Here is a 26,197-nt window from a genome sequence, read left to right as displayed (position 1 = left end):
AAATCTACTTCAATGAAATATTTAGTTTCTTTTCTTCTATTAGTTTTAATGCTGTCATGCAGCAATTCTCCAGAAACTACTGTTAAACAACTTAATGGCTATTGGGAAATAGAAAAAGTCACTTTAGCCGATGGATCTGTTCGTGAATATAAATTTAATCAAACTATCGATTATTTTAATATTTCCAATAGTTTAACTGGGTTTAGAATTAAGCTCAAACCAAATTTTAGCGGTACTTTTGAAACCTCAAACAATAAGGAGCAAATACAGGTAAAGTTAGAGCGTGATAGTATTAATCTGTACTATAAAACACCTTACACCAACTGGAAAGAAACTGTTTTAAAAGTAAGTGAGCAACAATTACAAATTGTAAACCAAGATAAGAACATATACCAATACAAACGATATACTCCATTAAACCTAGACTAATGAGCAAACGAAACAACGACCATTTTAGCATTAATGATTTACTAAAGGACTTTGTTGAAACCAACAACCTGCAACAAGGCTTAAATAAGGTTAATGTTCGTTCTGCTTGGGAAAATTTAATGGGAAGCGGTATAAACACTTATACTACCAATGTTGTTTTAAAAAATGACACGCTTTATGTACAACTTAGTTCTAGTGTTCTTCGTGAAGAATTGAGCTATGGTAAGGATAAAATTATAAAAATGATTAATGATGAGTTAGGGGGAGATATTATAAAGAAATTGATTTTGCAGTAAAATTTCGCATACAAAAAACATCTGATTTATTAATCAATTATTACACTTCCACTCCATTATAATTTAGCCAAGCTTGTGCCATACCTAAATAGTGATTCAAGTAGTTTTTGGATAAGAAGAAGTTAGACCAATCATCAAAACGTTGGGATTGCACCCCTAGGTAAAAAATCCAAACTGCCAAGCCTGCTGCAGGAAGCAAACGTTTTTCTTCATCACTAATTGCAGTTACTGATTCATAACCGTTATAAAACGCCATGAGTTTTTGTTCAAACATCTCTTTATTTGGTTCGGTATTGAAGAGCTGCATTACACAATAAGCAACATCCAACAATTGCCAACCGTTACCGCAAAAATCAAAATCGAAGACGGTAATCCTTGAATCTTCATCAATGTTCATATTATCGTACCAGAAATCAAGGTGAACTATACCTTTTCTCAATTGATTTGAATCGGCATCTGCAAACACATCAGAAACATACTCACCTGCCCTTTTTAAGAGTACCATCCCTTCCAATGACTCCGAAAAATGTTCCAATGCATATTGGTATGGCTGCTCTGTTAAGGTATAAGCGTTATATTCTACTCTGCCTATTTCTTTTCCTTCAGTTGCATGGTGCATCTTCCCCATCAAATCTCCTAAACTAAGACAGTCCTTAACACTCAATGCTCTTACCTTTTCTCCTTCGGCATGATTGAAAAGTACTCCGTAGCGATGCCCTTCAGCCGCTTGAATTTCCTGTATAAATTCTCCTGAGCTATCAGGTATAGGACAAGACACGGAAACACCACTCTCCCTTAAGCTAAGAAGTAACTTTAATTCTTCTTCAATTTGCTCTCTTGTACGCCAATTATAGCTATAGACTCTATAAACATATTTCCCTCTATTTGAAAAAACAGAATAGGTGTGGTTTATTCCAGTTTTTAAAATCTTACAATGAGGCTTATTGTTAAAACCATGAGTAGTACTTAATAATTCGGCAATTGAGTCGGGTGTGATAATAGAAGCTAAAACAGGAAACGACATAGTTTATTTGGATAGATTATCTTTAAACAGTAAAACTATAATTTATTTACAACCGAATAACATTCACTCAGTATTATTTACAATCCATCATTTAACAGTCGCATTGAATTACCTGAACTTTTCAGGCAATTTGTTGGCCTTTTAAGGCTACTCTCATGGAATTAATCTCCGTTACTTTGCTATATAAACGATTAAAAATCAATTTATCATGGAAACAAAAAAGAAATTAGTTGTATTAATTAGCAAAGGAATGGATGATGAAAGAGCCTCTGTAGCTTGGAGTATTGCTAATGGAGGTATAAAGTCTGGGTTAGAGGTTAGCATTTTTCTTGTTAGCTCTGGAGTTGACTGGGTACGAAAAGGAGCCTTTAATCATGCTCATCTTAATCCTAAAGACCCTACTATGAAAGATATGATTGAAACAGTTATTAATAACAAATCCAGAATAATGGTATGTCCACCCTGCTCTGCAGTGAGAGGCTATACCCCTGACGATTTAATAGATGACATTGAATTAGTAGGATCTCCAGCACTACATGAATTAATCTTAGAAGGAGCAGAAACAATATCCATTTAATAAACTGAAATTAACATTAAAAATTAAAACCATGGAAAATACACAATCAAAATTTCACAGCTCTAATGAAGTTATTGAACAAATTAAAGTTTCTCAACTTGACAAAATAATTGAATCAAAGCAATACACTATTGTCGATGTGAGATCACCTCAGGCAATAGAGAACCAAGGTAATATTCCGGAAGCTATAAACATACCTCTTGAGGAAGTTAAAACCCAAATTGATAAACGTCACGAAGATTTAAAGTCAATCTTTAACGGAAATGGTCCTTTTCTCTTTTGTTGTACTGGGGGAGTAATGTCATACATGGCCGCTATCCACGCCCAAAAAAATGACGTAAAGGGAGTATTTAATTTGGAAGGAGGACACTCTGCTTGGTTAAAATTAAAAAAGTCTTAAAAAAATCTTATGCTGTCCAAATACAAAATCCCTTAATAATGGTTGTTCAATTTATTAAGGGATTTTTTAATTCCTCTTTTACAATCAACCTGCAGAACGTATTTTACTATTTCTCCAATGTTGTGGAGTATCTCCAAAAGCAGACTTGAAACTTCTAATAAAATGAGAGTCACTCTCAAAGCCACAGTCATAGCAGATTTGTTGCACAGTAAAATCAGTTGTAAGTATAAGTTCCCTTGCAAGATTGAGTCGCTTCTTCATTAACCATTTTCCTGGGGTAGTATTGTAAATCTTTCTGAATTCCCTCTTAAATGTAGAAATACTTCTACCGCATAGTCTTGCAAATTCATCTACTTTTAAATTATAAATAAACTGCTCCTCCATAACCTTTTCAATACTTCCCCCTGAATTTTGAGCTAAGGTGTACAATACATTTTTTATGTCCTTATTTTTTGCATCCAAACATATATTTAAAAGCATTTCCCTAAACTTTAACTCAATTATTTTCTGAGGGGTTTTATTTTGGTTTTGTAGGTATGAGAAAAAGGAATGATACGATACTCTTAAACTTTCTTCTATATTGATTCTATATATAAATTCTGGACAATCGATTTTTTGGGGAGTTGAAATTTCATGTGTAATATCTATCTCTATACATCGCTTTATGAATTCGTCTTTCATGAAAAACATAAGCACACAAAAACTCTCCTCAAAATATTGTTGGTTTTTAAAAGCCCCTTTCCTTACGAAAATAGATTGATTCTCCTGAACCAGAAATGCTTTGGTTGGAGTAATCCATTTTTTTTGGCCGTTTAACACATAAACAATACTATGGCACTCAGACCAAGCATCAAACAATTCCTCTTTAATAGGGCATTTAAACTCAACAATCAAATAGTCATCTCCAATTATTTTATGATAACCTGGTGTTTCTAAAAAGTGCTTATACGAATCAAACATGACAAATAAAATTGACTAATCCCTATATAAATTTAGTGAAAAACCAGCAAAAATAGACTTCAAACACATGATTAACAACAACATAAGACGTAAGAAAAATTCAAAATAATCAATCCACTAATAAATCCTTGATTGTGAATTTTCAAAATACAACCTGTCATCAATGAATCTCTTATGGTTACTAATGAAGATATTCCCTATTGAAAACACATAATTCAGACTATAAAAAGTCTTACATGCTTTTGCGGAATGATAAATGTTACATCGCTAATATTAATTAGATCTATTTTAAAAAGGCTTTTTTTCAGAAATCTCCATATAAGCCAAATTTCATACTAACAAGAATCTTTTTTGGCACCTTTCTTAAATATTGATTGAGAAGCAAAATCTATACTTATTAGCACTTAATAAACCGTTTACTAATAGTTTCAAATTATAGTGACCTATACCCATAGATCAATAATTTAAATTACCATTGGCTTGGTGAGTTTAAATCTAATATCGACCTCCACTGTACAGACCTACATCCATGTGAGGTCTTACCCTAGGCCCGTTGGGACCAAAATCAACGCTAACACCTGCGCTGGTCCCCCATCTGGCATTAGCACAAGCACTAATTGCAAATACTGCTAATAATATGAAAGCGTAAACTATACTTTTATTCTTAAATCTCATAATTGTGTGTTTTTTTAATTTGCTTACTGCCATTCCTGAATGGTGAACTGTGCCCCTAAGGGATCTATCAATACTGCAACCGTACCATTCCTAATTTCCTGATTTGGCTTCATCACAACATAAGCCCCAGCTGCCTCAGCCTTAGCTACTGACTTATTAACATCATCAACTTTAATATATGGCATCCAAGCGCTTCGTGCTTCGCGAACTGGGTTCTTAAGTGCCCCTGAAAGTTTCTTTCCTGTGTTGGAAAATATAAAGTAAGGTGCTTTAGATTGCTCCACTTCCATAGACTCATATTCAACTAAACCTTTATAAAAACGCAAAGAACCATCAAGGTCTGTAGTCCAAAGCTCATTCCATAACCATTCATTGTTTACTAAAGAACCATTTTCAGGATCACCGGTCGCAGACTTTAATAAAGCAACAATAGCGCCTTGAGGATCCTGAATCAAAGCTGTTTCCCCCCTACCTTTAAAATCTGCTATCTTATAAATAGTCTTCCCGCCATTAGTTTCGTTAAATGAAACGGCTGTCTCTAAATTCTGAACTGACATAGAACCAATCCATTCACTGTTCTCACCATATTTTTGTGCTAATTGAAATATACCTCCAATTGATTTTCCTTGGTTTTTTATAACATAATAGAGATTGTTTCCACTACCTAAGGTCTCAAATTTCCAACCGAATACTTCACCGTAAAATTTCATGGCAACATTTGGGTTTGATGTTGCCAGATCGTGCCAAACAAATTGGCCTGGATTATTTATTCCTGTAGCCTTTTCTGATATTGATGGATAAGTAATACTGCTGTCACAACTGGTGCTCAAGATTGCAAAAATCGATAGAAAAAGGATGTAATAAATCTTTTTGAAATTCATAATATCATAGTTTAAGCATTTAACTAATATTTCTTTTTATTTAATTATTTTTCATTTCAACTAAGGTATTCTAGGGTAAAACTTCTGAATTAGAGAAAATAAAGCCAGAAATCAAATCATTAATATTTACTTTATACATAGCTATTATTCAGTATTGATATATTAGCTGAGGTAAAAAATTGGCTCAAAAAATTACACTTCAAATTACATAACAAACTAAAAACAAAAACTATTTAACATAAACACTAACTCCTTCTTTTATAGTTTCTAATACCTGTATATCTTTTATTTCCTTTGGATCTATTTTTAATGGGTTTTTGTCAAGGATAACCACATCTGCTAACTTTCCAACTTCTAAAGTTCCCTTGGAGTTTTCTTCAAAGTGCTGGTAAGCCGACCAATCCGTTATCGCTTTAAGTGCTTCATAGGGAGTTAACTTTTCATTTTCGCCAATTATTTTACCGGAACGGGACTTCCGTTCAACAGAAATACCCACCATCCGCATTAAGTTGGGTAATGCAACTGGCGCATCGGTGTGTATGGTAATCTTTAGCCCTTTGTTTAAAGCTGTTTTGGTAGGGCTTATTTTGTTTCCCAGACTATCTCCTATTATTTGCTTGTGCCAATCACCCCAATAATAGGTATGCAAGGGAAACAAAGAAGCAATAACATTTAACTCTTTAAATGAATCTAATTGATCCTCACGTACGTATTGTCCATGAACAAGGACATCTCTCCTCCCTTCGTTACCATAATTTTCAACTACATTTTTCATGGCTCTTATCATTTGATCCATTGCAGCATCACCATTAGCATGGGTTAAAATCTGCCAATTGTTTTTGAATCCTTTATCATAAAGAGAAATTAATGTACTATCGTTTGGAATTGCTGGATACCCCTTATAGTCGCTCTTGGCACCGTCAGGAACGATTATATAAGGTTGTGTTCTCCATGCAGTTCTTCCTTGAGGAGAACCATCTAAAGTTACCTTCATGCCCCCTATACGGTAATGATTGTCGTAAAATTTACTGTTCCATTTACTACCCATATACTTATCTACAAACATATAATCTATATAACTCACAACATCCAGCTTAAGTTTAAGTGCATCAGCTGCATTAGCAAGTTGTTCATGATTTTCCATTGCTCTTCCTTCTTGAGCTGTAGTATAACCATAAGAAAGCGCCATCTTTTGCCCTGCTTCAAAAAACAGATCTGCAGTTTCTTTTGATGATGGAGTTAGCGCTTTAGCATAGTGAGGTATACCTGCTAATTCTTCCAAAACTCCGTTGGGTTCATTATTCTCTTCCCTTCTTATTAAACCACCTTCTGGGTCTTTTGTTGAGGAGTCTATATTCAACATTTCCAGCCCTTTTGAGTTAACAACAGCAAAGTGACCAGAAATATGTATAATCATAATGGGATATTCTGTAGATACTTGATCCAAATCATGTTTTGTGGGAAATCTTTTTTCTTCCAATACTGAATCGTCAAAACCTGTTCCAAAAATCCATCCTGTTAAGGCTCTATTATCAGGGGCATTCCATTCTTTTAAAATATCAATAAGAGTCGAAATATCATTCGCCTTACCATCTGGTGATGGTAGCAATTGTGCGCCAATGGCTTGAGAGGAAAAACTTGAAAAATGAGCATGACCATCAATAAATCCAGGAAGTAAAGTATTTCCTTTTAAGTCTTTCAATATAGCATTATCTCCTGCCACGGTTAAGGCTTCTTCTTTATCGCCCGTAAAAACTATTTTTCCTTCTTTCGCAACTAAGGCTTCTACATACTCAGGTGATTCACCTTTCATAGTTATTATATCGCCTCCAAAATAAATAGTCTGCTCATTCCCTTTCTCTAATAATACTTCATTACGTTCTTGGACTTTATCCTTACATCCCACAACAAAGACAAGGGTTGCTAAATAAATTAGTGCTCTTTTCATTTAATATTAACTTTTAAACCTTTTCTTTATTAGTTTATAATTAAACAAGGTCTTTATCGATAAATCTAAAGACCTTGTTCAACATTGATTTTCAATTATTTTTCAATCTTAAATTGAAAAAGCAGTTGGTTCTCAACAATCTTATCCTTTTACTGTAGAGGTTTCCTTCCAGAAATAATATTGTATAGAATAATTATTATTGCTATCACTAATAACACATGAATAAGACTGCCGGTAGACATTCCCGGAATAATTCCCAACAATCCAAGTACCCAACCTATAATACAGATAACGGCAACAAGCCAAAGTATTGATTTCATAATTTCTAACTTTTTCTTACATATAAAGATAAGGAATTATTCAACCAAACAAACAATATGGATTTGATTTACAGCTTGTTAACTATTTTTTTTTTATTGTTTAAAACAAAAAAGAAACTGAAATAGCCTGACCGTTTCAGTTCCTCATTAATTATATTTCTATACTCATAATAATCTTACCTACCGTTAACAGCTTTTAGCATAGAATTGAAATCTCCTGACTGAGCAGAAAAACTTTCTTGGCTTGGCGGGAACTCCTTAAAGGTTTCCAAAAAATTAGTCAGATGCCCCCCACTTGTCCAATAATCCAGCTTCTATTTTCGGCCCACTCGTGGTAGCCCCGAGATTCCGTAAAACGTTCAAAAGGGTCTAATTTTAAATTGATAATATAAGGTGTAGTTAATACATCGTGTGTAGATCTAAACCATTCTTCTTGATCTCTAAATAATACTTTCCAATCCCTATAACGCATGCCGTGTAATGTGGTCTCGGTAAAGTAAAAGAATTCCTTACGCTTGGTTTTTCCCTGTCTTAGTAAAATATCACTTTGATTGTATCCATCAAGATGTACTTTAAAGGATGTGCCTCCAATTTTATATTTTAAATCTAACCTAAACTCTTATTGTTTTCCTTCTTGTAATTGCTTTATTATCTCTGAAAAGTCGAAACTTGTTGCCTTTTGAACAGGTGGGTATTTAACTAATGACTCAATGTGATCAGCAAGTAATTCCTGCATAGGTTCATTAATGAATTGCTTTCGCTGTAACATGTCTGATTGGTCAGTCAAATTGTCAAAACTTTCATATGGGTCAAAGTGAATATTGTACATAGTAGGGAATTTTTGCTTGACATAAGGGGCATAATAATTCTCGCTGGTTTGAAAATGCATTTTCCATTGATCTATTCGAACCGCACGAATGTCTGATTCATGATAGTAGATGAAATTATTACGATTGCTTTTGTCGGATTTTCCCAACCAATAGTCAAGGTTGTTTACTCCATCTATATATTGATTTCGCTCGTTTTTCATTTTTTGAGCGACATCGGGAACACCGGCAGCTGCAGCTAATGTAGTGAATAGGTCCATATGAGCCTGGATGCCTTGTAACCTTCTTCCTCCTTCAATTTGTTTTTTCCACATAACCAAGGTAGGAACTCTTACACCTCCCTCATATGTAGTCATTTTTTCTCCTCTAAAAGGGGTTGTTCCTCCATGTGTTCTTGCGCTATGCTCTGGGCCATTATCCGTAGAATAAATTACAATTGTGTTTTCAAGCAGTCCCATTTTTTCCAATTCGTCCAAAATATCTCCAACCATCATATCGTGCTCTATCATTCCACTACCATAAAAATCATGTTCAGTAGTATATGGTAAAGCTAAATAGCGACTCTCCTTTTTTAATCGGGTAAACATGTGCATTCTACTTGGATTAAACCACGCAAAAAAGGGCTTGTTGTCTTTCTGGGATCTTTTAATAAAATCCATCATAGCCTCCTTGAACTCTTCATCAACTGTTTCCATCCTTTCTCTTGATAACTGCCCCGTGTCCTCAATTTTTTGTTTACCTATTTTACCAAACCTCGGATCAACGGTATTGTCATCCACATTTGTTGCCCATGTGTGTAGTACACCTCTCGTACCATGTTTTTTGAAATATTCGGGATTCTGAGGATAATCCATTTGTTGGTATTCTTCCTGTGTATTGAGGTGATAAAGGTTCCCAAAGAATTCATCAAATCCGTGCACAGTTGGTAGGTGCTCATTTCTATCTCCTAAATGATTTTTTCCAAATTGACCTGTAGCGTATCCTTGTTCTTTTAGAACTTCAGCCAATGTGGGTGATTCTTTTTTTAATCCTAGTTCGGCACCTGGTCGCCCAACAGTGGTCATACCGCTGCGAATTGGATATTGTCCTGTAATAAGGGCTGCGCGACCTGCTGTACATGATGGTTGTGCATAGTGTTCAGTAAACATGATACCGTTTTGTGCTATTCTGTCAATATTAGGAGTATTATAACCCATTACTCCGTTGCCATACGCACTAACATTACTCCAGCCAACATCGTCTGGAAAAATGATTAAAATGTTTGGTTTATCCTGGGCGAAACTTACCAATGGTAATAGCAATAAAATGCTAAAGACTTTTAAAATTTTTGCTGTGTTCCTCATAATAAAATTCATTTAGTGTATTTATAGTTGATTCTAAAACATTTTGGGACAAACACATTAATTACATAAACTGTGATTGGTATATTAGAAGATATGAAGCGTATAATCCTCAGGTCTATGAGTGCTGTGATTAATTCAAGAACCCGAATACTTTTAATAGTCTCCCTTATTCTATTAGGAATAACATAACAACACAAAACTAACCATCACATAATCACTAATTTATCAAAAAAAAAAAAAAAAAACGTATACAATTAAAAAGAAATAATTTGTAATCTAAAGCTCTTTGAAATGAGTTTGATGATTTTCTTTTAAAGAAGCTGGTTAAGATTTATTTTTAGTTTATTAAAAAAACCGCTAGACATAATCCAAAATTAATGTTGGGAATGGCTGTAAAAATGTTCTGAAACAAGACTATACAACTTGATAGTACTAGTACATTTTTACTTTAATCATTATTGTTTTAGTGGATTTTTGGTCACAGTCTTTTTCGCCTTCACCATTATCACTTGTAACATATATAGATTTATCATCTGAATAAATACCTTCGACGTTAGTCGCAAAAGAACTTCTCATGAAATAGATTTCTGAAGTAAGTGATATCAACATGTTTGAATATGCGATGCCAGTTGTAAGAGAATCAAGCTGCAAATAATGTATTTCTCGTTTACACAAACGAGGCTGACCTTTTATATAGTATGATTTTAAACACAGAAGTCGTTTATTTACTGTGTCGAGAGATAATCCTGTATATCTCCAGTTTTTACTTTCGTGCTGAATTAATGTTTGGTTTAAGAAATGTAAATTCAATGAACCATCTTTTTCGGAAATTGAGAAAGAGTGTATTTCGCTTTGTTTTTTTTCGTTTTTCTCTCTTAGCAGATACAGTATATTCGATGTTTCATCAACCGCAATTCCTTCCATCCCATACGAACCTTTAAACGAACTCAAGTCCTTTCCTCTCGGATTCAAGCTCCTCAAGCTTTTTGCTTTAAGATTATAGGACAGTATTTTAGCGTTCTTTTCATCTGAAATTATCAAAAAATCTTTGTATATCGTTAAACCTTCTATTTCAATCCCTCCTTTTATTGCATCAATATTTAAATGAATTGTTTCAACATGGGTCATATCTTCCTTTTTAATGACAAATATTTTGGCACAACGCTCTGCTGCTAAAAACAGTTTATCGGCATTCCCAGTTAATCCTGAAATTTCAAATTCCCTATCAAAAAATGAAGGGAGATCCAAAAACTGTACCTGCTGAGCGTTAAGTCCAAAAGAAATTAATACAACTAATACTGCAATTACATTCTTCATTTAGTTATAAATATGTTGATTAAAGAACTGATTGATGTTTTCAATCTGTTCCTAGTTAACCTTTACTTTTTAATTCCTTATCGAGTAGTTTGACAATTTCTTCAATTTCAAAGAGAGCTCGATTATACACATTTCTTTTTCTAATACTAAACTTTCAATAATTTCAAAAAAAAGATGTTTTGAAAATCTTGATAATGTAATGTATAACACTCCTTAATCGTCTCCCCAAATAGCCAATATATTATGTTTGTCTTGAGCTAACACAGTTGCTGTAATCAACGAACATAATATTAAAGAAACAATTCTTAACTCCATGATTATTTTGCGTTTTGATTAGTTATAGTTATCTGACTTAAAGATAAGTTTAACCTATAAAGATAGTACAACAAAAAACTTCACTGCCAACAACTTACACAATATCAGTGTAATTTATTATTTTTATTAGTGTACTTATTACACTAGCGTATGTCAGAAATTAAGTTTCCGATTGTAACCTATACGGGAATTAACGAAAAAGTTACAATGACAGATCAAGAGGGCACTCTACTTGATTGTTCGATTATGAACCAAATTCCCCATATGCATGAATGTGGGGGCAATGGTTTTTGTACAACATGCCGAGTACGTGTTATTACAGGGCTAGAGCATTTATCACCTAGAACACAAAAAGAACAGGAAACAGCTCAGTTAAGAAAATGGGATCCCTCAATACGCTTAGCTTGTCAAAGTTATATCAACGGAGATGTGGCCATCCAACGTTTGGTTTGGAACAGTGCAGAGATAAACAAATTGCAACTGGAAACCCTATTAGACCATACTGCCGATGAACGCGCTATCGCGTTTTTATTTTGCGACATCAGAGGATTTACTAAAATAGCCTTAGAAAACAAAACTTTCGATACCGCACATATCCTTAATAGGTTTTATACCGTACTTGGTGATCCTATTTTGTTTAACAATGGTGTAATTTACCAGTATGCAGGTGATGAAATTATAGGACTCTTTGGGGTTTCTGGTGGAGTTAAGCACAAAACCTGCAGTGATGCCGTTAGGGCTGCTTTAGGCATGCAATATGCCGTTGAACGTTTAAATAAATTTGAATTGGTTGATTTCGATACAGAAATTAAAATTGGTATAGGCATTAATTTTGGAAGGGCATTTATTGGCAATTTAGGACATCCCAAATACAAGCAATTTGCCGTAGTTGGTGATCCGGTAAATACAACAAGTAGAATACAAGATTACAATAAAACTGCCGGAACCAATATATTAATTTCTGAAACCATACTAAGAAGCTTTAATCCCTCTACTTTAAACATTGGACGTGAATTCGAGATCCAACTACAGGGACATGAACATCTAACTAAAATTTATGAATTGTTTGGGTTTCACGACATGGACATCCAATTAGAACTGCAGCATTCTCTTGACTATTTACTCAGAAATGAGGATGAATTTGCCGCAAAGTTTTATGGACGGGTTTTTGATAAATCGAATGAGATTGAGGCCCTTTTTAAACATAATATGAAAGCTCAAGGGCGATTGTTAACCCATATGTTGGGCAGTATTGTTTATTCAATGAGTAGACCAGAATATCTGGAAATGGGGCTAAAAACTCTTGGAAAGAATCACTACAGATATGGCGTTCGAGAGGAATACTACCCTATAGTTTTGGATTGTTTAATGGCCACAATAAAAGAGCAATTGGGTGAGCAATATACCGAACAAATAGGAACAGCATGGTATAAAGCTTTACTTTCGGTAACTGATGAAATGAAAAAGTATACTGGAGAATAATAGCAAAACCAAGGAGTATTTGGGGTTACAATATGTTAAATTATTTTTTTCCATTTATTATAGACTCTAAAATTTAGGCAACTACTTTTTAATACTCCATTATACTTTATCTTTATATCCTATTATTTCGAGCACATGAACCCATCTACCAATGGTTGGATTAAAAAACTTCTTAAAGAAGTAGACAAACAAAAGGAAAGTTTTACCGTTTCCGAAGCAGGCTTTTACCATGCTTTAAGAGAGTGCGGATTTATCTACGGCAGCAATGTAAAGACCGTGGTTAGCATTAGTAACAATTACGATTTTACGAGGGAAGAAATCAGTAAACTTAATTTATGCCTGGGGCTTTACCATACCCATTACCACTGTAAAGGAATTGACAACTTTATTGAGAACACCATAGCTTTCTATAAGGCCATCGACGCCCACAAGCCAACGTTTTTCGATGGACTTCTTATAGGGAAAAACACTTTTTCACAACTGGAGAAAATTATTCATAAGCGTGTTCAGATAGACGACAACGTAATCACTAAAAACTTCAACTACTTTCTTACCAACGCCCTTCTCTATGTGGATATTCTAGCCTTTCATGAGTTTTTGGAAACGGGTAAGATTACTTCAAGGTATTTAGAGCGACTTGAATCCATTATTCTTAACACTGCTATTGCCGCTCTTAATACCAAGAACAGAAAAAGTAAATACGATAGAAGTTTAATTAAGCTTTTTGAATCGTCGTTGCGTTATCAAAACAAAACAGAACTCAGTTTCAAACAAACCGTTAGTCTTGTAAAAAACCCTATAGAAGCACGATATGCTTTAGATATTGCCTGTATGTCCGTTTGGACCGATTTGAAAATCGATAAAAGTGAGGATGAATTTTTGAGCAGACTGGGAAAATCCCTAAATCTTTCGGAGCAATCCATAGAACAGGCAAAACTAGCTATTAACAAGTTTTATTCTGCTTACCATGAGAAAATACCATTACTGAGTTCTAAAAACCTGGTTCAGAGTTTTTACAACAACTCCAGTGCTATGGTAGGCAAACTCATTTCCAGAAACAGTAAACGTCTTCTAAAAGAGTTAAGGGAAAGTAAGGAGCTTATGGTTTTGATTACACAAAGTACCGTTCGCGAACTTACTGATGAAGAACAGAAAAAAGTGCAGGAGCAAGTTATGGATATTATTAAATCCATTCCAAGCTTGGCTATATTCATTCTGCCGGGAGGAGCTATACTATTACCTCTTTTCGTAAAATTTATTCCTAAACTATTACCTTCTGCCTTTGACGACAACAGAATAATCGAGGAAAAGAAAAAGACCACCAAAAACTAGACTTTATTCTAACCACCCCTTGAAATCCTTCACCCGTTCTCGGGATACGATTATTTCCTGCTCATTATACGACTGGAGTTTTATTTTCAGTCGAGAATTGGTATAACTTATAATATCCCTAATGGCCTCAACGTTTACAATAAACTTTCTGCTTACCCTAAAAAAAGCTTTGGGATCCAGCTCTTCTTCCAGTTCCTCTAAAATGGTATCCAAAAGATAATTCCTCCCATCATTCGTGTACAAATAAGTCCCCTTATTTTCACTGTAGAAGCACTCAACCTCATCAATAGCCACCAATTTTAAATGTTGCCCAACCTTAACCGAAAAGCGCTGCTTAAACTCTCTATCAATTGGATTAACCAACAGTTTTCTTATATCGTTAAAATCAAGATTAACAACCTGTTTCTCAGGAATCCTTGTCTTGTATTTATCTATGGCTTTAGCAAGCTCCCCTCCATCAATTGGTTTTAAAAGATAATCGATGCTATTAAGTTTAAATGCTTGGAGGGCATACTCATCGTAAGCTGTAGTAAATATTACTGCAGATGAAATAGATATAGTTTCAAAAATCTCAAAAGATAAGCCATCACTTAACTGAATATCTAAAAATATTAAATCGGGATGGATATTGCTCTCAAACCATTCAATAGACTCCTCAACCGAATGCAACAGAGTTTTCACCTCCATTCCCAACCCCTCGACCAAACGTTGTAAACGCCTAGCGGATGGTTTTTCGTCTTCAATAATTATTATGTTCATTTAAAAAATTATAATTATAACTAAAGTCTACTCCCAAAACTGTTTGTCGCGATCCATATATTCCTTGATCTTGCGCTCTTCCCATTTCTTTCCAAAAAACAGGTCTGAACCAAAAACACCCAAGGCGTGAAAAGCCAAACCTATGCCCCAAAAGAAAGCAGTAGAAAAGGTTCCAAAGGACCAAAATGAAGCTTCAGAATCTGTATTTATTGCTACCAGTGCAATTAAAAACAGGTTGATAACAACATAAACTGCAGCGTGTTTATAAAACCCAAGTATCTTATTCACCTTCTTTTTTGCCCTTAAATAAGCTTCATCCTGACCAATGGAACGCTGGTCATAGCCTAAACTTTTCTTTTTATTACTGTAATTTTCCATCTTTCTATCAAATTAACTCCAACGATTATTCCCTTGTTCTTCTTCCTTCATAAACTGCTCTATCTTGCGCTTTTCCCAACTACGGCCAAAAAAACCATCGTTAACAAAAACCATGTAAGCGTGAATGGCCAAGCCTATTCCCCAACCCAACAACGGAAACCAAAACCATTGAAATCCCCAATAGGTCTTGAAGTTAATAAAGATAAGAAAAGGGTTTACCAAACAATAGGCGATTAACCCTGTGTAAAACTCCTTAATGCTTTCTACACGCTTTCTAGCGTAAAGGTAATTATTGTCTATTCTAGATTCTTCTAATGGTTTCATAATACTTACTTGTTTTGTGAGCATTGGAATAGCAACACTAAACCTGCTCTGATTCTGATTGATATTTATTTCTCTGGAAGTTAGCAAGGCATAACGCTGTACTATATTGCTGAGCCCCACACCACTGCTTTTTTTTAACGTTTGTTTGGGTTGAAGGTTATTCTCTACTATCAAATTATTAGCTTCTTCATAGATTGTTATATGCAACGGTTTTGAAGAGGTCACGACATTGTGTTTTACAGCATTCTCCAACAATAACTGTAATGACAATGGTACGACCTTACTTTCAGGATTTTGAGATCGCTCAGGGATAGTAAACATTAAACTGTCCTCAAAACGCATCTTTAAAAGCGACATATAGGTTCTAGCAAAGTCCAATTCCTCATCTACCGTTACCAACTCTTTATCTTTTTGCTCCAAGACATAACGATATACTTTAGATAATCCCGTTGTAAACTCCTGAGCACTCTTGGGGTTTTCATCTATAAGGCTTGTCAATACATTTAGACTGTTAAACAAAAAATGAGGATCTAATTGATTCTTTAAGGCATCGAACTTAGCCGTTTCAGTTTTTGCAACAAACTGTGACTGCTTTAGTTTTTGCTGTTGGTACTTATTATAAAAATAGACCACATGGAAAGCTATCACAACGGTTAAGGTTATCCACAATCCAAACACATAATTTTTCAGTTTTTCTTCACTTAAGAATTCACCTAGTGTATTTCCATTTACAAATACATCAGTGAGTAATCTTAATACAAATAAGCCCGTGAGCGTAATAACAACCGAGCCTATTATCCCAATAAGAACTCTGCGTATGGTTCGGTTCGGTTCTTTGCCTTTCCATTGCAATTGGTCCATCTTTCTGAAGAATGCCAAATTGGAAAACCCTAAAACGAAAGTATACAACTGGTAAAACAAAAAATGCAGAATCCAGCCGTTTACACTTTTTATATGGGTTGTTCCCGTAAAAGCAATCCCTACAAAAAAAATAAGTGTTCCAATAAAGAGTAATAGAATTATTTGCTTTATGATCTTCTTCATAGATTAAACTTAATAAAAAGGAAATTTCTTGCTTTAAAGGTAATCAAACTAATGTCTTCCAATACCTTTAATTTTACAGCAAAGATGGAGTTGTGGCTTATAAATTTAAAATGAAATAAACCGAATTGTAAGTTTTTCAAGATGAATTGAATATATTTATAAAACTAATAACTCATCCTATGACACTAACCATCAACGACAAAAAGTTTGCTTTGGGATTTTTTCTTATCCTAATTGCAGAAATTATCTTTAGCAGTTCAGAGAAACTATTCTCGCTTCATTATCTTACAAAACCTGCTTTAATGGCTTCCTTGCTATTGTTTTTTTGGAAAAACAGCAAGCACCTCCCTTCTGCAATCCGTCGCCTTACCATGCTAGCACTTTGCGCATCAGTTTTGGGAGACATTTTACTTATGTTTACCCATTTCAATCAAATGTTTTTCATTATAGGTCTAATTGCATTTCTGTTAACCCATGTAATTTACATTTACGTTTTTTCAAAAAACAAAAGTCCTATGCGTAAAGGAATACCATTTTTACTGTTTACTGTAGTTTATGCATGCGCTTTATTTTACCTTCTTAAAGATAAACTTGGAAACCTAATGATACCTGTTATAATCTACATGGCAACAATAATGGCAATGGCCACTACGGCTTTTTTAAGAAAGGGACATGTACCTTCATTAAGCTTTATATTGGTGTTTAATGGCGCAATACTTTTTATGGTATCCGATAGCCTTTTGGCTATTAACAAGTTTCACGATCCCTTACCATTTGCTAATATTAGTATTATTGTAACCTATGCTATAGCACAGTTACTGATTGTATTAGGCATTCAAAAACAACAATTAGCAAGAATATAAAAATCAATCACTTAATATAGTCAACAAGAAAATTTTTACATTTTTTTATTCCGGACTGTAACACTCATTACAATATCGATACCAATAAGGCAACTAATCAATCCATTTGAATAAAGAGTTAGAACATAGCTTTGTTGAGTTACTGGAAAAGCATCAGAATATTATCCATAAAGTATGTCGGATATATACTGATACCTACCATGAACATAACGATTTGTTCCAGGAAATCACTATTCAGCTTTGGAAAGCCTACCCTAAGTTTAGAGGCGACTCCAAATTTAGCACATGGATGTACCGCGTTGGTTTGAATACCGCGATCACCCTCTATCGAAAATCAAAACGACGGGTACAGACACAGGATTTCGACGGCGTACAATTCAAAATAAAAGCCGAAGAGTACGACGACACCGAGGAGCAACAACTAAAGCTACTGTACAAAGCCGTTCACCAACTAAACGATATTGAAAAAGCATTGGTGTTTTTGTATTTAGAAGACAAAAATTACCGCGAAATAAGTGAAACATTGGGTATTAGCGAGGTTAATGCACGAGTGAAGATGAACAGGGTAAAAACCAAACTAAAAACCATTTTAAATCCGTGATACTATGGATGAATTAGATTTGCTCAAAAAAGATTGGAAAAAGCAGGACCAGTTTCCTAAACTGTCTTATAACGATATTTACAAGATGATCTTAAAAAAATCGTCTTCAATTGTAAAATGGATATTTATTATCAGCTTACTTGAATTTGCGTTTTGGGCAATTATAGCATTTGCCTTTAAGGACAGTGAATCCATGCAACGATTTAAAACCTACAATGCAGAATCCATCATGATTCCTTTGGCTGTAATAGGATATATTATCTTGGCCTACTTTTTTTATTTATTTTACAAAAACTATAGAACCATTTCTTCTACAGATAGCGCAAAAATACTTATGGAAAATATTTTACGGACCAGAAGAACTGTTAAACAATATGTAGCTTTTAACCTAATCTATCTGGTAATATCTACAATAGTAGTTTTAGTTATCGAATTCAAAAAAGATAATCTCCTGATTGAGCAAGTAAACTCTGCTGCAGCCAATGGAGATATCTTAATGTTTTATGCCAAAATAATAGGTATAACACTTGTTCTATTGGTTGTAACAATAGGTGTTTTGCTACTGTTTTACTGGCTTGTTTACGGTATTCTATTGAAACGCCTCAACAAAAACTATCGCGAATTAAAAAAATTAGAGGTATAACTACCAACGGCGTTTTTCGTTGAGTTTTTCCTGAGCTTCAAGTTCTGCTCTTGGAATTACCTTTAAAAAAGAAGGGTGTTGCTCTATAGCGTATTCTATTTTCTCAACAATATCGGCAATACTATCATTTTCGTAATCGATATCCAAAGGTTGTTTTATTTCCATAGATTGAAGAATATTTTTCTTCTTCACTCGTATTCCTTTTTTGTCAAATGAACGACGGAAACCGTCAATTACAATAGGGACAACTATAGGTTGGTAATGTTTTATGATGTGTGCCGTACCTTTTCTTATTGGCTTGAAGGGCGTTGTAGTTCCTTGCGGAAAGGTAATAACCCAACCATCATCCAAGGCTTTTCTAATTGCCGAAATATCACTCATTTTAACCTGACGGTTCACTTCCTGTCCTTTTGAGCGCCAAGTACGCTCAATACTTATTGATCCCGCATAAGCTAATATTTTTGGAAGTAATCCAGACTTCATAGTCTCTTTAGCAGCTACATAATATAAATTCAATTTTGGCTGCCACAAGTATCCAATATTTTTAATAGAGTCTACCCTGCCGCTCAAACTAGCATTGAATACATGAAACATAGCCACAACATCTGCAAAATAGGTCTGGTGATTGGATATAAATAACACATTGGTATCTGGAAGGTCTTTAATAATTTCCGACCCCTCTATCTGAAGTTCATTAAACCCTCTATACCTACGGTGAGTTAAGGCACCAAATACCCTGATGAGCCATTTTTTAAGAAATAAATAATGTCCAAAGGGATTTTTCTTGAACAAGCCCATAATCGGTGTTTTGCGTTATTGAGAATAGTCAGTTAAAATTTAGTGCAAAAGTAAGGAATCTGACAGTTATAACATCACTTTTAATAAGTCTTTTATTTCACTGAGCATCATCGCTGTTGCACCCCACACTGTATAATCGCACAGTTTAAAGGCCGGTACAGTAACATCTACCTTGTAAGAGGTCGACACTACTTGGGTAATCACATTAGCATCATCAAGAAACTGATAAAGAGGCACTTCTATCAAATCTTCAACTTCATCATCTTGCTTAATAAAGTTAGGAGTTACTCGTGAAATTCCCAAAAATGGATGCACATAAAAATTACTGGGAGGGATATATAATTTGGTTAGCGTTTTTAAAACTTCTATTTCCTTGCTGGGTACTCCTATTTCTTCATATGTCTCCCTAATTGCAGTTTCCATAATGCTATTATCCAGTTTCTCAACCTTCCCCCCTGGAAATCCTACCTGTGCAGAATGAACCCCTTTATAAGTTTTCCTTAAAATTAAGATTAATGAGGTTTGTTGGCCACTATCAGGGTAAAACAAAGCTAGCACACCCGCTTGCTTCGCTTTCTTAACAACATCTCCTTTTTGGCTCATGAGCTGCTCCCTAAATGGCGGAGACATTTTAAACTGCGAAGCTTCGGCCGGTAGCGGTATATTTTCTATTTTTGAAATCGATTTTAAGAACGTATCAAAATTCATTATGAGACCTATACTTTTACTTTGCCTTTTATTGCTTGTTTCGAACTGTGAAGATAGTCAATCTAAGAAAAAGAAGAGTACCTCAGAGCCCCAAACCTCTGTAAAAAAAGAGCCAAGAATCATAAAAAAGGACACTGTTGATACATCTGAAAAAGAATTCATCAAACTTACTGACAAAAATGTTATGGATTTCTTTATGGATTACGACAAGCGCAATAAAGAAAATAAAGTACGCCTCTATACAGATTATGGTAATATTGATATTTTGTTGTTTGATGAAACAAAATTCCATCGTTCTAACTTTATCTTCTTGACTAAACAACATTATTTCGACAATACTCAGTTTCACAGGGTAGTGAAGAACTTTATAATTCAAGGAGGAAACACTGATGATCCTGAAGTAGCAAAAAGACGTTCTGATATAGGGCGTTATTTACTTCCTAATGACACTAAAAAAGGATTTAAACACGATAGGGGCGTAATTTCCATGCCCAGTAGCGACATTGACAATCCTCACAAACTAGCTTCACCCTATGAATTCTTTATTGTAACCCAAAAGGGAGGTGCCCATCACCTGGATGGAAATTATACTATTTTTGGAAAAGTCATTTCCGGAATGGATGTAGTAGACTCTATCTGTAACCAACCAACTGATGGTAGAGAATGGCCTTTGGAAAACATATTTATTAATAAAACAGAAATTATTGAATAGTCTCATCCTTATAAAGACTGGGCAAACTTATCTTAAACCTAATAGCCAGCAATCTTACAATAATAACTACCAAACCGGAGATAATAAACACTAAACTGTTATCTATAGGCAATTCACTTAACGAAAAGTAAGTTACCCCTCCAAGAATACAGGCTGTGGCATAAATTTCATTTCGGAATATTACCGGAATTTGATTACATAAAATATCTCGGGTTACTCCACCAAAACAGGCCGACATAGTTCCCAAAGCAATACAAATAAGTGGATTGAGTCCTGCTGAAATCCCCTTTTCAACACCAACCACTGTATAAAGGCCAATCCCAATTGTATCGAAAAGCAAAAGCGAAGTCCGTAGATAATCTATTTTTTTCCTAAAAACAACAGCAAAAACCGTAGCTCCTAAAATAGCATAGGTATATGTTATGTTTTGCATCCAGCTTACTGGTGTCTGACCAATAAGTACATCTCTCAATGTTCCCCCTCCAACAGAAGTTACAAAAGCAATAATTAAAATTCCAAAGGGATCAAATCGCTTATTTAATGCAACTAAAACCCCAGAAATAGCAAAAGCAATAGTACCTAAAATGTCTATAGTGTAAAACATTACATGTTTTGGGTATAGTAATTATAATCTTTTAAAACAGAATCTATGAAGGAAATATCATCAGCATGTAATCTCTCCTTAATGCCCGTTACTTCCATAATCTTATCGCGAAGTTTTATTAAGGTAGGGTAATCTTTCGACTCTTTAGCCTTCTTATAAGTTTCCTTGATAATTCGAGCATCATTATCGCTTAGCTTTATAACACTAGCATAAGTTGGTATATAATTGTCTTCAAGTTCTTCTAAGATGGTATGGCTAATATCGACTTTATTTTTAACACTGATAACCGAAGTTCCTGCAGTCATATCCCCTAAACGTTGGTTCTTGTCGCTTAAAATAATAGAAAACATACCTATTAAACCAGACATAATATCGATATCAACAATTCTGAAAAACCATCGAACAACAAAATCGCCCAACTTAGCTTGATAGCCGTCAATTTTTACAACCTTAATTTTTAGAATTCGTTTCCCAAGTGTCTGTCCATCTAATAATGTTTCAAATAATAAAGTGTAGAATATGTAAGGCATGGCAAATAATGCTACCACAGCCATTTGAGACCAATTATCTAATGTATTCATCCATTTGTCTAACTCGAAGAGGTTAAATACAATTTGGTAGATTACCACTAAATATGCGATTTTTATTACTAAATCAATTATATAGGCCAAGATACGCTCACCAATACTAGCGGCCGTAAAGTTTATATTAACATTTTGAGTGGTGTTTATTTGTAACTCTACCATTAATTCTTTTATTTTGGATGGCTTATGAGAGAGGTAGCATTTATTAAACAAAACAAAGAAAAATGGTTGAGTTTTGAAAAGGCAATTTTTGGAAAATCCCTGAAAAACCCTGACGATCTCGCCTCTTTGTACATTCATTTGGTAAACGACCTATCCTACGCCCAAACTTACTATCCCAAAAGTAAAACAATTCTTTACTTAAACAATTTAGCAGCCAAGGCTTTTCAGAAAATTTATAAAACCAAGCGTGAAGACACTAATGCTCTTGTTCGGTTCTGGAAAACCGAAGTTCCCTTAATAGTATATCAAAACAGAAGGTATGTGCTCTATGCATTCTTGCTTTTTGGTTGCTTTTTAGCTATGGGAGCACTTTCTGCTGCCCACGATGACACTTTTGTAAGACTTATTCTTGGTGACCATTATGTAAACCAAACACTAGAGAACATTGAAGCTGGCGATCCTGTCGCTGTATACAAAAGTGGTAGCAATTGGGGAAGCTTTATTGGCATAACGCTGAACAACCTCTATGTAGGAATTAAAAACTTCATTTTTGGTGTTTTTGGAGGTTTTGGTACAGGTTTAGTGATGCTTTACAACGGTATAATGGTAGGAGCCTTTCAATACTTTTTCTACGAACAAGGTGTATTTTGGGAAAGTGTGCGTGGCATTTGGATTCATGGTTCCATGGAAATTTTCGCTATTGTTATTGAGGGAGCTGCAGGGCTTATCTTGGGAGCAAGCATTCTTTTTCCTAAAACCTACTCCAGAATGACTTCATTTAAACTAGGCTTTAAAGATGGCGTAAAAATATTGATAAGTACTTTTCCCTTTACGATTGCAGCAGGCTTTCTGGAAGGATACATCACACGTTACTCTAACACAATGCCCAATGCACTATCCATAGGTATCATTTTAATAACATTAGGTATTATTGCATTTTATTATTTGATTTACCCCTTTATTCTACATAAAAAACTAACCTCTAAATATGGAATTATATAAATCGCGAGATTTTAGCAGCTTTTTTCAAGACACCTTTACATTTATAAAATTATGTGGAGGCCATTACTTTAAGCACCTTTTTGTTGTTACCGGTTTCTTCATTTTGATTTTAATGACCCTAGGTTATTTCATGACCAAAATGTACACAGGTATTTTTAATTCAGCCTTAAGTGGAGCAAATCAAGGTTTGGTGATGGACAGCTATTTAAATGATAATGCTGGAATGTTTGGTTTACTTATCATCTTATTCCTTACTGTTGGATTGCTTTCTGGTTTAATTCTATATGCCTATTCCCCTATTTATTTAAAGCTGTATAATGAACACGGAGGTAAGAATTTTGGCACCAATGAAATTGTAAACATTTATAAATCAAATATTGGAAAACTATTCGTTTTTCTAATATCAAGTCTTCTTATAAGTATTCCTTTGATAATTGTTGTCGGTATCATTGGGATGATTTTGGCAATTACTATAATTGGCATCTTATTGATTCCGGTATTATTTGGAGCACTTATGTTATTCTATGGTATGACCTTTATGGAATATATTGAAGGTGATAAGGGAATTTTTGAATGCTATGGCTATTCTTGGTCTTTAATGACCAAGAAATTCTGGGCGGCAATAGGTAGTGTAGGGCTATTTTTCCTGATGTGTTACATTGGCCAAACCCTTATTTCCATGATTCCTTACATTTTTGGAATGGTCAGTATTTTTACTACCATTGAGGAAAGTGGCGTTAATGCCACTACTCAAGTCGGCTCAACCATGACAACTATGATGCTAATTATGTTTATTTTAAACTCCATGCTTAGCATTTTTGTTGGACAATTAATAGAAATCAATCAAGGTATCGTTTTCTATGGTCTTAAGGAGGAAAACGAAAATATTGGATCTAAAAGTATTATCGATCAAATAGGTGCTGGTGAGTAACCTTAAATGGACACATAGCATTTTACTCTGTATTGGACTGCTATGCAGTGCTTCAACTCAAGCCATTAACAATGGTTCTGAGGATATGGGTTTGGTGAAGGACTCTCTAACGATAGATCAATCAAACATTACCCCTAAATTCTTTTCAAATTTAAAGGAACGATATGGTTCAGATGAATTTAATTACGATCAAACCATAAACAATAATGGCTTATGGTCTCGGTTCAAACAATGGTTTATCGATTTCATACAAGACCTTTTCAACCTTAAAAGTGCTGGAGAAGCTTCCAAAATGGCAGATATTGGTATGAAAATTTTTTACGTTGTTATTTTCTTATTGGTAATCTATTTTATTGTAAAAGCGGTTATGAATAATGAAGGACAATGGGTTTTCGGAAAATCCTCAGCTAAAAAAATTATTCCGGTAACCGATATTGAAAACAACATACACGCTACAGATTTTAAGAGCTTAATTGCCGAGGCCGAAAGCGTCAACAACTTTCGCTTGGCCATTAGATATTACTACTTATGGCTACTGAAAGTAATGACCGAAGCAGAATGGATAGAATATGATGTTGAGAAAACCAACAGCGATTACCAAAACGAAATTAAATCAAAATCTATTCGGGAAGAGTTTGCATACACGTCATATCTCTACAACTATATATGGTACGGTGAATTTAATGTTACTGACGAGCAATTTTACAAGGCCAAAACAGCTTTTGATCAATTCTTAAATTCTGTAAGATCATGAACAAAACGCTGAAAATATATCTTGCTTTGTTGATTGTGCTTTTAGTGGCAGGAGTAGCTTTCGAACTTTCAACACCAACACCAATAGATTGGTCTAAAACTTATAACGAAAAACACAAAATCCCATTTGGCACGTATGTTTTGTACGATCAACTACCTGAGTTGTTCCCTAAAAGTAAAATTGAAAATGTAACGGTCTCTCCTTATGAATATTTTGATGAGCTTTACGTTTGGGAAGACAGCACATACCTTACCACAGGAAACTATATTAGCATTGAAAATCATTCTGTTATAGATGACATATCTGCTGAAGAGTTATTGAACTTTGCCAGTCAGGGCAATACTATTTTTATTGCTTCGCCCTACCCCCCCCAGCTGTTAATGGATAGCCTAAAAGCAGATACTAAACACAACTTTAGCTATAAAGGAACTGCTACTTTTAGTTTATCAAACCCTAAATTTGAAGACCGAAGCATTACACTGAACAAAGGTATTGACAACATTTACTTTAGCGAACTAGATTCAAAAAACACTACTGTTCTTGGCTACCAAACCATAGACTCCATTAGGCGTATAAACTTTATAAAAGTTAAATACGGTCTAGGGAATGTCCTGTTGCATTTACAACCTATTACCTTCACTAACTATAATTTATTAAAGGATAATAATAGTGACTATACAGCCGCTGCCCTATCCTATTTAGCTGATGATATCATTTATTTCGATTCGAAGTCAAAAAAAGGTCGTGATCTGGGAGACTCACCTGTAAGGTTTATATTGAGTCAACCTGCTTTACGTTGGGCTTGGACATTAGGATTAATCTCTTTAGTGATTTTCATGATTTTCAACGCCAAAAGAAAACAGCGGGTAATTAAGGTGGTAAAGCCTTTGGAAAATACAACCATCGCCTTTACAAAAACCATTGGAAACCTTTATTTTGAAACCAAAGATCACGACAATCTAATAGGAAAGAAAATCAATTACTTTCTAGAATACCTTCGTAACGCCTACTATTTGGACACACAATTATTGGATGAAAAATTCATAAAAACCCTAGCGTTAAAATCTGGAAGAGATCACTTTCAAACAAAAAAATTAATAGACCTCATATTACACCTCAAAGCAAAACAACAGTGTACGGAAGATGACTTGTTACGCTTAAATAATGTAATCGAGGATTTTCATAAAAAATAGACTATGGAGCA

The 26,197-nt window shown here is 34.5% G+C and carries 30 protein-coding genes; 14 read left to right on the top strand and 16 right to left on the bottom strand.

The annotated features are described in order from the left end of the window. The first annotated feature begins 12 nt into the window (after nt 1-12). Both PWU04_RS03120 and PWU04_RS03115 read left to right on the top strand, forming a co-directional pair. Nucleotides 13-429 carry a hypothetical protein gene (locus PWU04_RS03120; RefSeq protein ID WP_274474353.1) on the top strand — a complete coding sequence of 139 codons (417 nt, stop codon included), beginning with the start codon at nt 13-15 and terminating at the stop codon, nt 427-429. Then, the gene (locus PWU04_RS03115) at nt 429-725 is read left to right on the top strand and encodes a DUF721 domain-containing protein (RefSeq protein WP_274474352.1); all 297 of its coding nucleotides are present in this window, start codon (nt 429-431) and stop codon (nt 723-725) included. The genes PWU04_RS03120 and PWU04_RS03115 overlap by 1 nt, the downstream gene beginning before the upstream one ends. Nucleotides 726-765: 40 nt before the next feature. On the opposite strand, the gene PWU04_RS03110 is transcribed toward PWU04_RS03115, so the two are convergent. Next, nucleotides 766-1,749, bottom strand: coding sequence for a phosphotransferase (locus PWU04_RS03110; protein ID WP_274474351.1), 984 nt, complete (start codon nt 1,747-1,749; stop codon nt 766-768). A 208-nt stretch (nt 1,750-1,957) separates the two neighbouring features. Here PWU04_RS03110 and PWU04_RS03105 point away from each other — a divergent pair, with 208 nt between their 5' ends. Both PWU04_RS03105 and PWU04_RS03100 read left to right on the top strand, forming a co-directional pair. Further along, entirely contained in the window at nt 1,958-2,326 is a 369-nt protein-coding gene (locus tag PWU04_RS03105; RefSeq protein ID WP_274474350.1) for a DsrE family protein, read from the top strand. A gap of 31 nt (nt 2,327-2,357) precedes the next feature. Continuing rightward, nucleotides 2,358-2,726, top strand: coding sequence for a rhodanese-like domain-containing protein (locus tag PWU04_RS03100; RefSeq protein WP_274474349.1), 369 nt, complete (start codon nt 2,358-2,360; stop codon nt 2,724-2,726). A gap of 84 nt (nt 2,727-2,810) precedes the next feature. Here the strand turns inward: PWU04_RS03100 and PWU04_RS03095 are convergent, their stop codons facing one another. From PWU04_RS03095 to PWU04_RS03060, 8 genes are all read right to left on the bottom strand, one after another. Then, nucleotides 2,811-3,686, bottom strand: coding sequence for a helix-turn-helix domain-containing protein (locus PWU04_RS03095; RefSeq protein WP_274474348.1), 876 nt, complete (start codon nt 3,684-3,686; stop codon nt 2,811-2,813). Between the two features lie 495 nt (nt 3,687-4,181). After that, entirely contained in the window at nt 4,182-4,361 is a 180-nt protein-coding gene (locus tag PWU04_RS03090) for a hypothetical protein (RefSeq protein ID WP_274474347.1), read from the bottom strand. Between the two features lie 23 nt (nt 4,362-4,384). Then, nucleotides 4,385-5,242, bottom strand: coding sequence for a VOC family protein (locus tag PWU04_RS03085; protein ID WP_274474346.1), 858 nt, complete (start codon nt 5,240-5,242; stop codon nt 4,385-4,387). 229 nt (nt 5,243-5,471) lie between these two features. Beyond that, on the bottom strand, nt 5,472-7,190 hold the full coding sequence (locus tag PWU04_RS03080; protein WP_274474345.1) for an amidohydrolase: 1,719 nt from the start codon (nt 7,188-7,190) through the stop codon (nt 5,472-5,474). Between the two features lie 149 nt (nt 7,191-7,339). Next, the gene (locus PWU04_RS03075) at nt 7,340-7,510 is read right to left on the bottom strand and encodes a lmo0937 family membrane protein (protein WP_274474344.1); all 171 of its coding nucleotides are present in this window, start codon (nt 7,508-7,510) and stop codon (nt 7,340-7,342) included. A 280-nt stretch (nt 7,511-7,790) separates the two neighbouring features. Beyond that, nucleotides 7,791-7,982, bottom strand: a complete 192-nt coding sequence (locus tag PWU04_RS03070; protein WP_274474343.1) for a hypothetical protein — start codon at nt 7,980-7,982, stop codon at nt 7,791-7,793. Nucleotides 7,983-8,129: 147 nt separating this feature from the next. Continuing rightward, entirely contained in the window at nt 8,130-9,680 is a 1,551-nt protein-coding gene (locus PWU04_RS03065; protein ID WP_274474342.1) for an arylsulfatase, read from the bottom strand. A gap of 432 nt (nt 9,681-10,112) precedes the next feature. Then, nucleotides 10,113-10,997 (bottom strand): SdiA-regulated domain-containing protein, encoded by an 885-nt coding sequence (locus PWU04_RS03060; RefSeq protein WP_274474341.1) that lies wholly within the window; start codon nt 10,995-10,997, stop codon nt 10,113-10,115. Between the two features lie 465 nt (nt 10,998-11,462). Here PWU04_RS03060 and PWU04_RS03055 point away from each other — a divergent pair, with 465 nt between their 5' ends. Further along, nucleotides 11,463-12,794 carry an adenylate/guanylate cyclase domain-containing protein gene (locus PWU04_RS03055; RefSeq protein ID WP_274474340.1) on the top strand — a complete coding sequence of 444 codons (1,332 nt, stop codon included), beginning with the start codon at nt 11,463-11,465 and terminating at the stop codon, nt 12,792-12,794. A gap of 135 nt (nt 12,795-12,929) precedes the next feature. Then, on the top strand, nt 12,930-14,126 hold the full coding sequence (locus PWU04_RS03050) for an LETM1-related biofilm-associated protein (RefSeq protein WP_274474339.1): 1,197 nt from the start codon (nt 12,930-12,932) through the stop codon (nt 14,124-14,126). A 3-nt stretch (nt 14,127-14,129) separates the two neighbouring features. Here the strand turns inward: PWU04_RS03050 and PWU04_RS03045 are convergent, their stop codons facing one another. From PWU04_RS03045 to PWU04_RS03035, 3 genes are read right to left on the bottom strand one after another with little or no spacing between them, the layout of a single operon-like run. Continuing rightward, nucleotides 14,130-14,885 carry a LytR/AlgR family response regulator transcription factor gene (locus PWU04_RS03045; RefSeq protein WP_274474338.1) on the bottom strand — a complete coding sequence of 252 codons (756 nt, stop codon included), beginning with the start codon at nt 14,883-14,885 and terminating at the stop codon, nt 14,130-14,132. Between the two features lie 27 nt (nt 14,886-14,912). Continuing rightward, nucleotides 14,913-15,263 carry a 2TM domain-containing protein gene (locus PWU04_RS03040; RefSeq protein WP_274474337.1) on the bottom strand — a complete coding sequence of 117 codons (351 nt, stop codon included), beginning with the start codon at nt 15,261-15,263 and terminating at the stop codon, nt 14,913-14,915. 12 nt (nt 15,264-15,275) lie between these two features. Beyond that, nucleotides 15,276-16,631 carry a 2TM domain-containing protein gene (locus PWU04_RS03035; protein ID WP_274474336.1) on the bottom strand — a complete coding sequence of 452 codons (1,356 nt, stop codon included), beginning with the start codon at nt 16,629-16,631 and terminating at the stop codon, nt 15,276-15,278. Nucleotides 16,632-16,810: 179 nt separating this feature from the next. On the opposite strand from PWU04_RS03035, the gene PWU04_RS03030 reads away from it, so the two are divergent. The 3 genes from PWU04_RS03030 to PWU04_RS03020 all read left to right on the top strand — a co-directional run bounded on the left by PWU04_RS03030 (nt 16,811) and on the right by PWU04_RS03020 (nt 18,738). Then, the gene (locus tag PWU04_RS03030) at nt 16,811-17,494 is read left to right on the top strand and encodes a lysoplasmalogenase (RefSeq protein WP_274474335.1); all 684 of its coding nucleotides are present in this window, start codon (nt 16,811-16,813) and stop codon (nt 17,492-17,494) included. 106 nt (nt 17,495-17,600) lie between these two features. Further along, nucleotides 17,601-18,095: an RNA polymerase sigma factor gene (locus PWU04_RS03025; protein WP_274474334.1), complete on the top strand. Its 495-nt coding sequence runs from the start codon at nt 17,601-17,603 to the stop codon at nt 18,093-18,095. Nucleotides 18,096-18,099: 4 nt separating this feature from the next. Then, nucleotides 18,100-18,738 carry a hypothetical protein gene (locus PWU04_RS03020; RefSeq protein ID WP_274474333.1) on the top strand — a complete coding sequence of 213 codons (639 nt, stop codon included), beginning with the start codon at nt 18,100-18,102 and terminating at the stop codon, nt 18,736-18,738. On the opposite strand, the gene PWU04_RS03015 is transcribed toward PWU04_RS03020, so the two are convergent. Together PWU04_RS03015 and PWU04_RS03010 are read right to left on the bottom strand one after the other, a co-directional pair. Continuing rightward, on the bottom strand, nt 18,739-19,536 hold the full coding sequence (locus PWU04_RS03015) for a lysophospholipid acyltransferase family protein (protein WP_274474332.1): 798 nt from the start codon (nt 19,534-19,536) through the stop codon (nt 18,739-18,741). It lies immediately after the preceding gene. A gap of 66 nt (nt 19,537-19,602) precedes the next feature. Further along, nucleotides 19,603-20,244 carry an NUDIX hydrolase gene (locus PWU04_RS03010; protein ID WP_274474331.1) on the bottom strand — a complete coding sequence of 214 codons (642 nt, stop codon included), beginning with the start codon at nt 20,242-20,244 and terminating at the stop codon, nt 19,603-19,605. Between the two features lies 1 nt (nt 20,245). Between PWU04_RS03010 and PWU04_RS03005 the strand changes: the two genes are divergently transcribed. Further along, nucleotides 20,246-20,956: a peptidylprolyl isomerase gene (locus tag PWU04_RS03005; protein WP_274474330.1), complete on the top strand. Its 711-nt coding sequence runs from the start codon at nt 20,246-20,248 to the stop codon at nt 20,954-20,956. On the opposite strand, the gene PWU04_RS03000 is transcribed toward PWU04_RS03005, so the two are convergent. Both PWU04_RS03000 and PWU04_RS02995 read right to left on the bottom strand, forming a co-directional pair. After that, complete coding sequence (locus PWU04_RS03000; protein ID WP_274474329.1) at nt 20,946-21,560, bottom strand: trimeric intracellular cation channel family protein; 615 nt, start codon at nt 21,558-21,560, stop codon at nt 20,946-20,948. The two genes, PWU04_RS03005 and PWU04_RS03000, sit on opposite strands and share 11 nt — an antisense overlap. Continuing rightward, nucleotides 21,560-22,306: an RDD family protein gene (locus PWU04_RS02995; protein WP_274474328.1), complete on the bottom strand. Its 747-nt coding sequence runs from the start codon at nt 22,304-22,306 to the stop codon at nt 21,560-21,562. Before PWU04_RS02995 ends, PWU04_RS03000 begins: the two co-directional genes overlap by 1 nt. 24 nt (nt 22,307-22,330) lie before the next feature. On the opposite strand from PWU04_RS02995, the gene PWU04_RS02990 reads away from it, so the two are divergent. Genes PWU04_RS02990 through PWU04_RS02975 form a run of 4 tightly spaced genes read left to right on the top strand, consistent with a single transcriptional unit; the run spans nt 22,331 to nt 26,186 of the window. After that, on the top strand, nt 22,331-23,308 hold the full coding sequence (locus PWU04_RS02990) for a stage II sporulation protein M (protein WP_274474327.1): 978 nt from the start codon (nt 22,331-22,333) through the stop codon (nt 23,306-23,308). Then, entirely contained in the window at nt 23,295-24,239 is a 945-nt protein-coding gene (locus tag PWU04_RS02985) for a hypothetical protein (protein WP_274474326.1), read from the top strand. The genes PWU04_RS02990 and PWU04_RS02985 overlap by 14 nt, the downstream gene beginning before the upstream one ends. Beyond that, on the top strand, nt 24,232-24,993 hold the full coding sequence (locus PWU04_RS02980) for a DUF4129 domain-containing protein (protein WP_274474325.1): 762 nt from the start codon (nt 24,232-24,234) through the stop codon (nt 24,991-24,993). The genes PWU04_RS02985 and PWU04_RS02980 overlap by 8 nt, the downstream gene beginning before the upstream one ends. Continuing rightward, nucleotides 24,990-26,186, top strand: a complete 1,197-nt coding sequence (locus PWU04_RS02975) for a DUF4350 domain-containing protein (protein ID WP_274474324.1) — start codon at nt 24,990-24,992, stop codon at nt 26,184-26,186. The genes PWU04_RS02980 and PWU04_RS02975 overlap by 4 nt, the downstream gene beginning before the upstream one ends. Nucleotides 26,187-26,197 lie beyond the last annotated feature (11 nt).

The organism is Mangrovimonas aestuarii, from assembly GCF_028767185.1.
Taxonomy (GTDB): Bacteria; Bacteroidota; Bacteroidia; order Flavobacteriales; family Flavobacteriaceae; genus Mangrovimonas_B; species Mangrovimonas_B aestuarii.
This window is presented reverse-complemented; position numbering and strand designations above follow the sequence as displayed.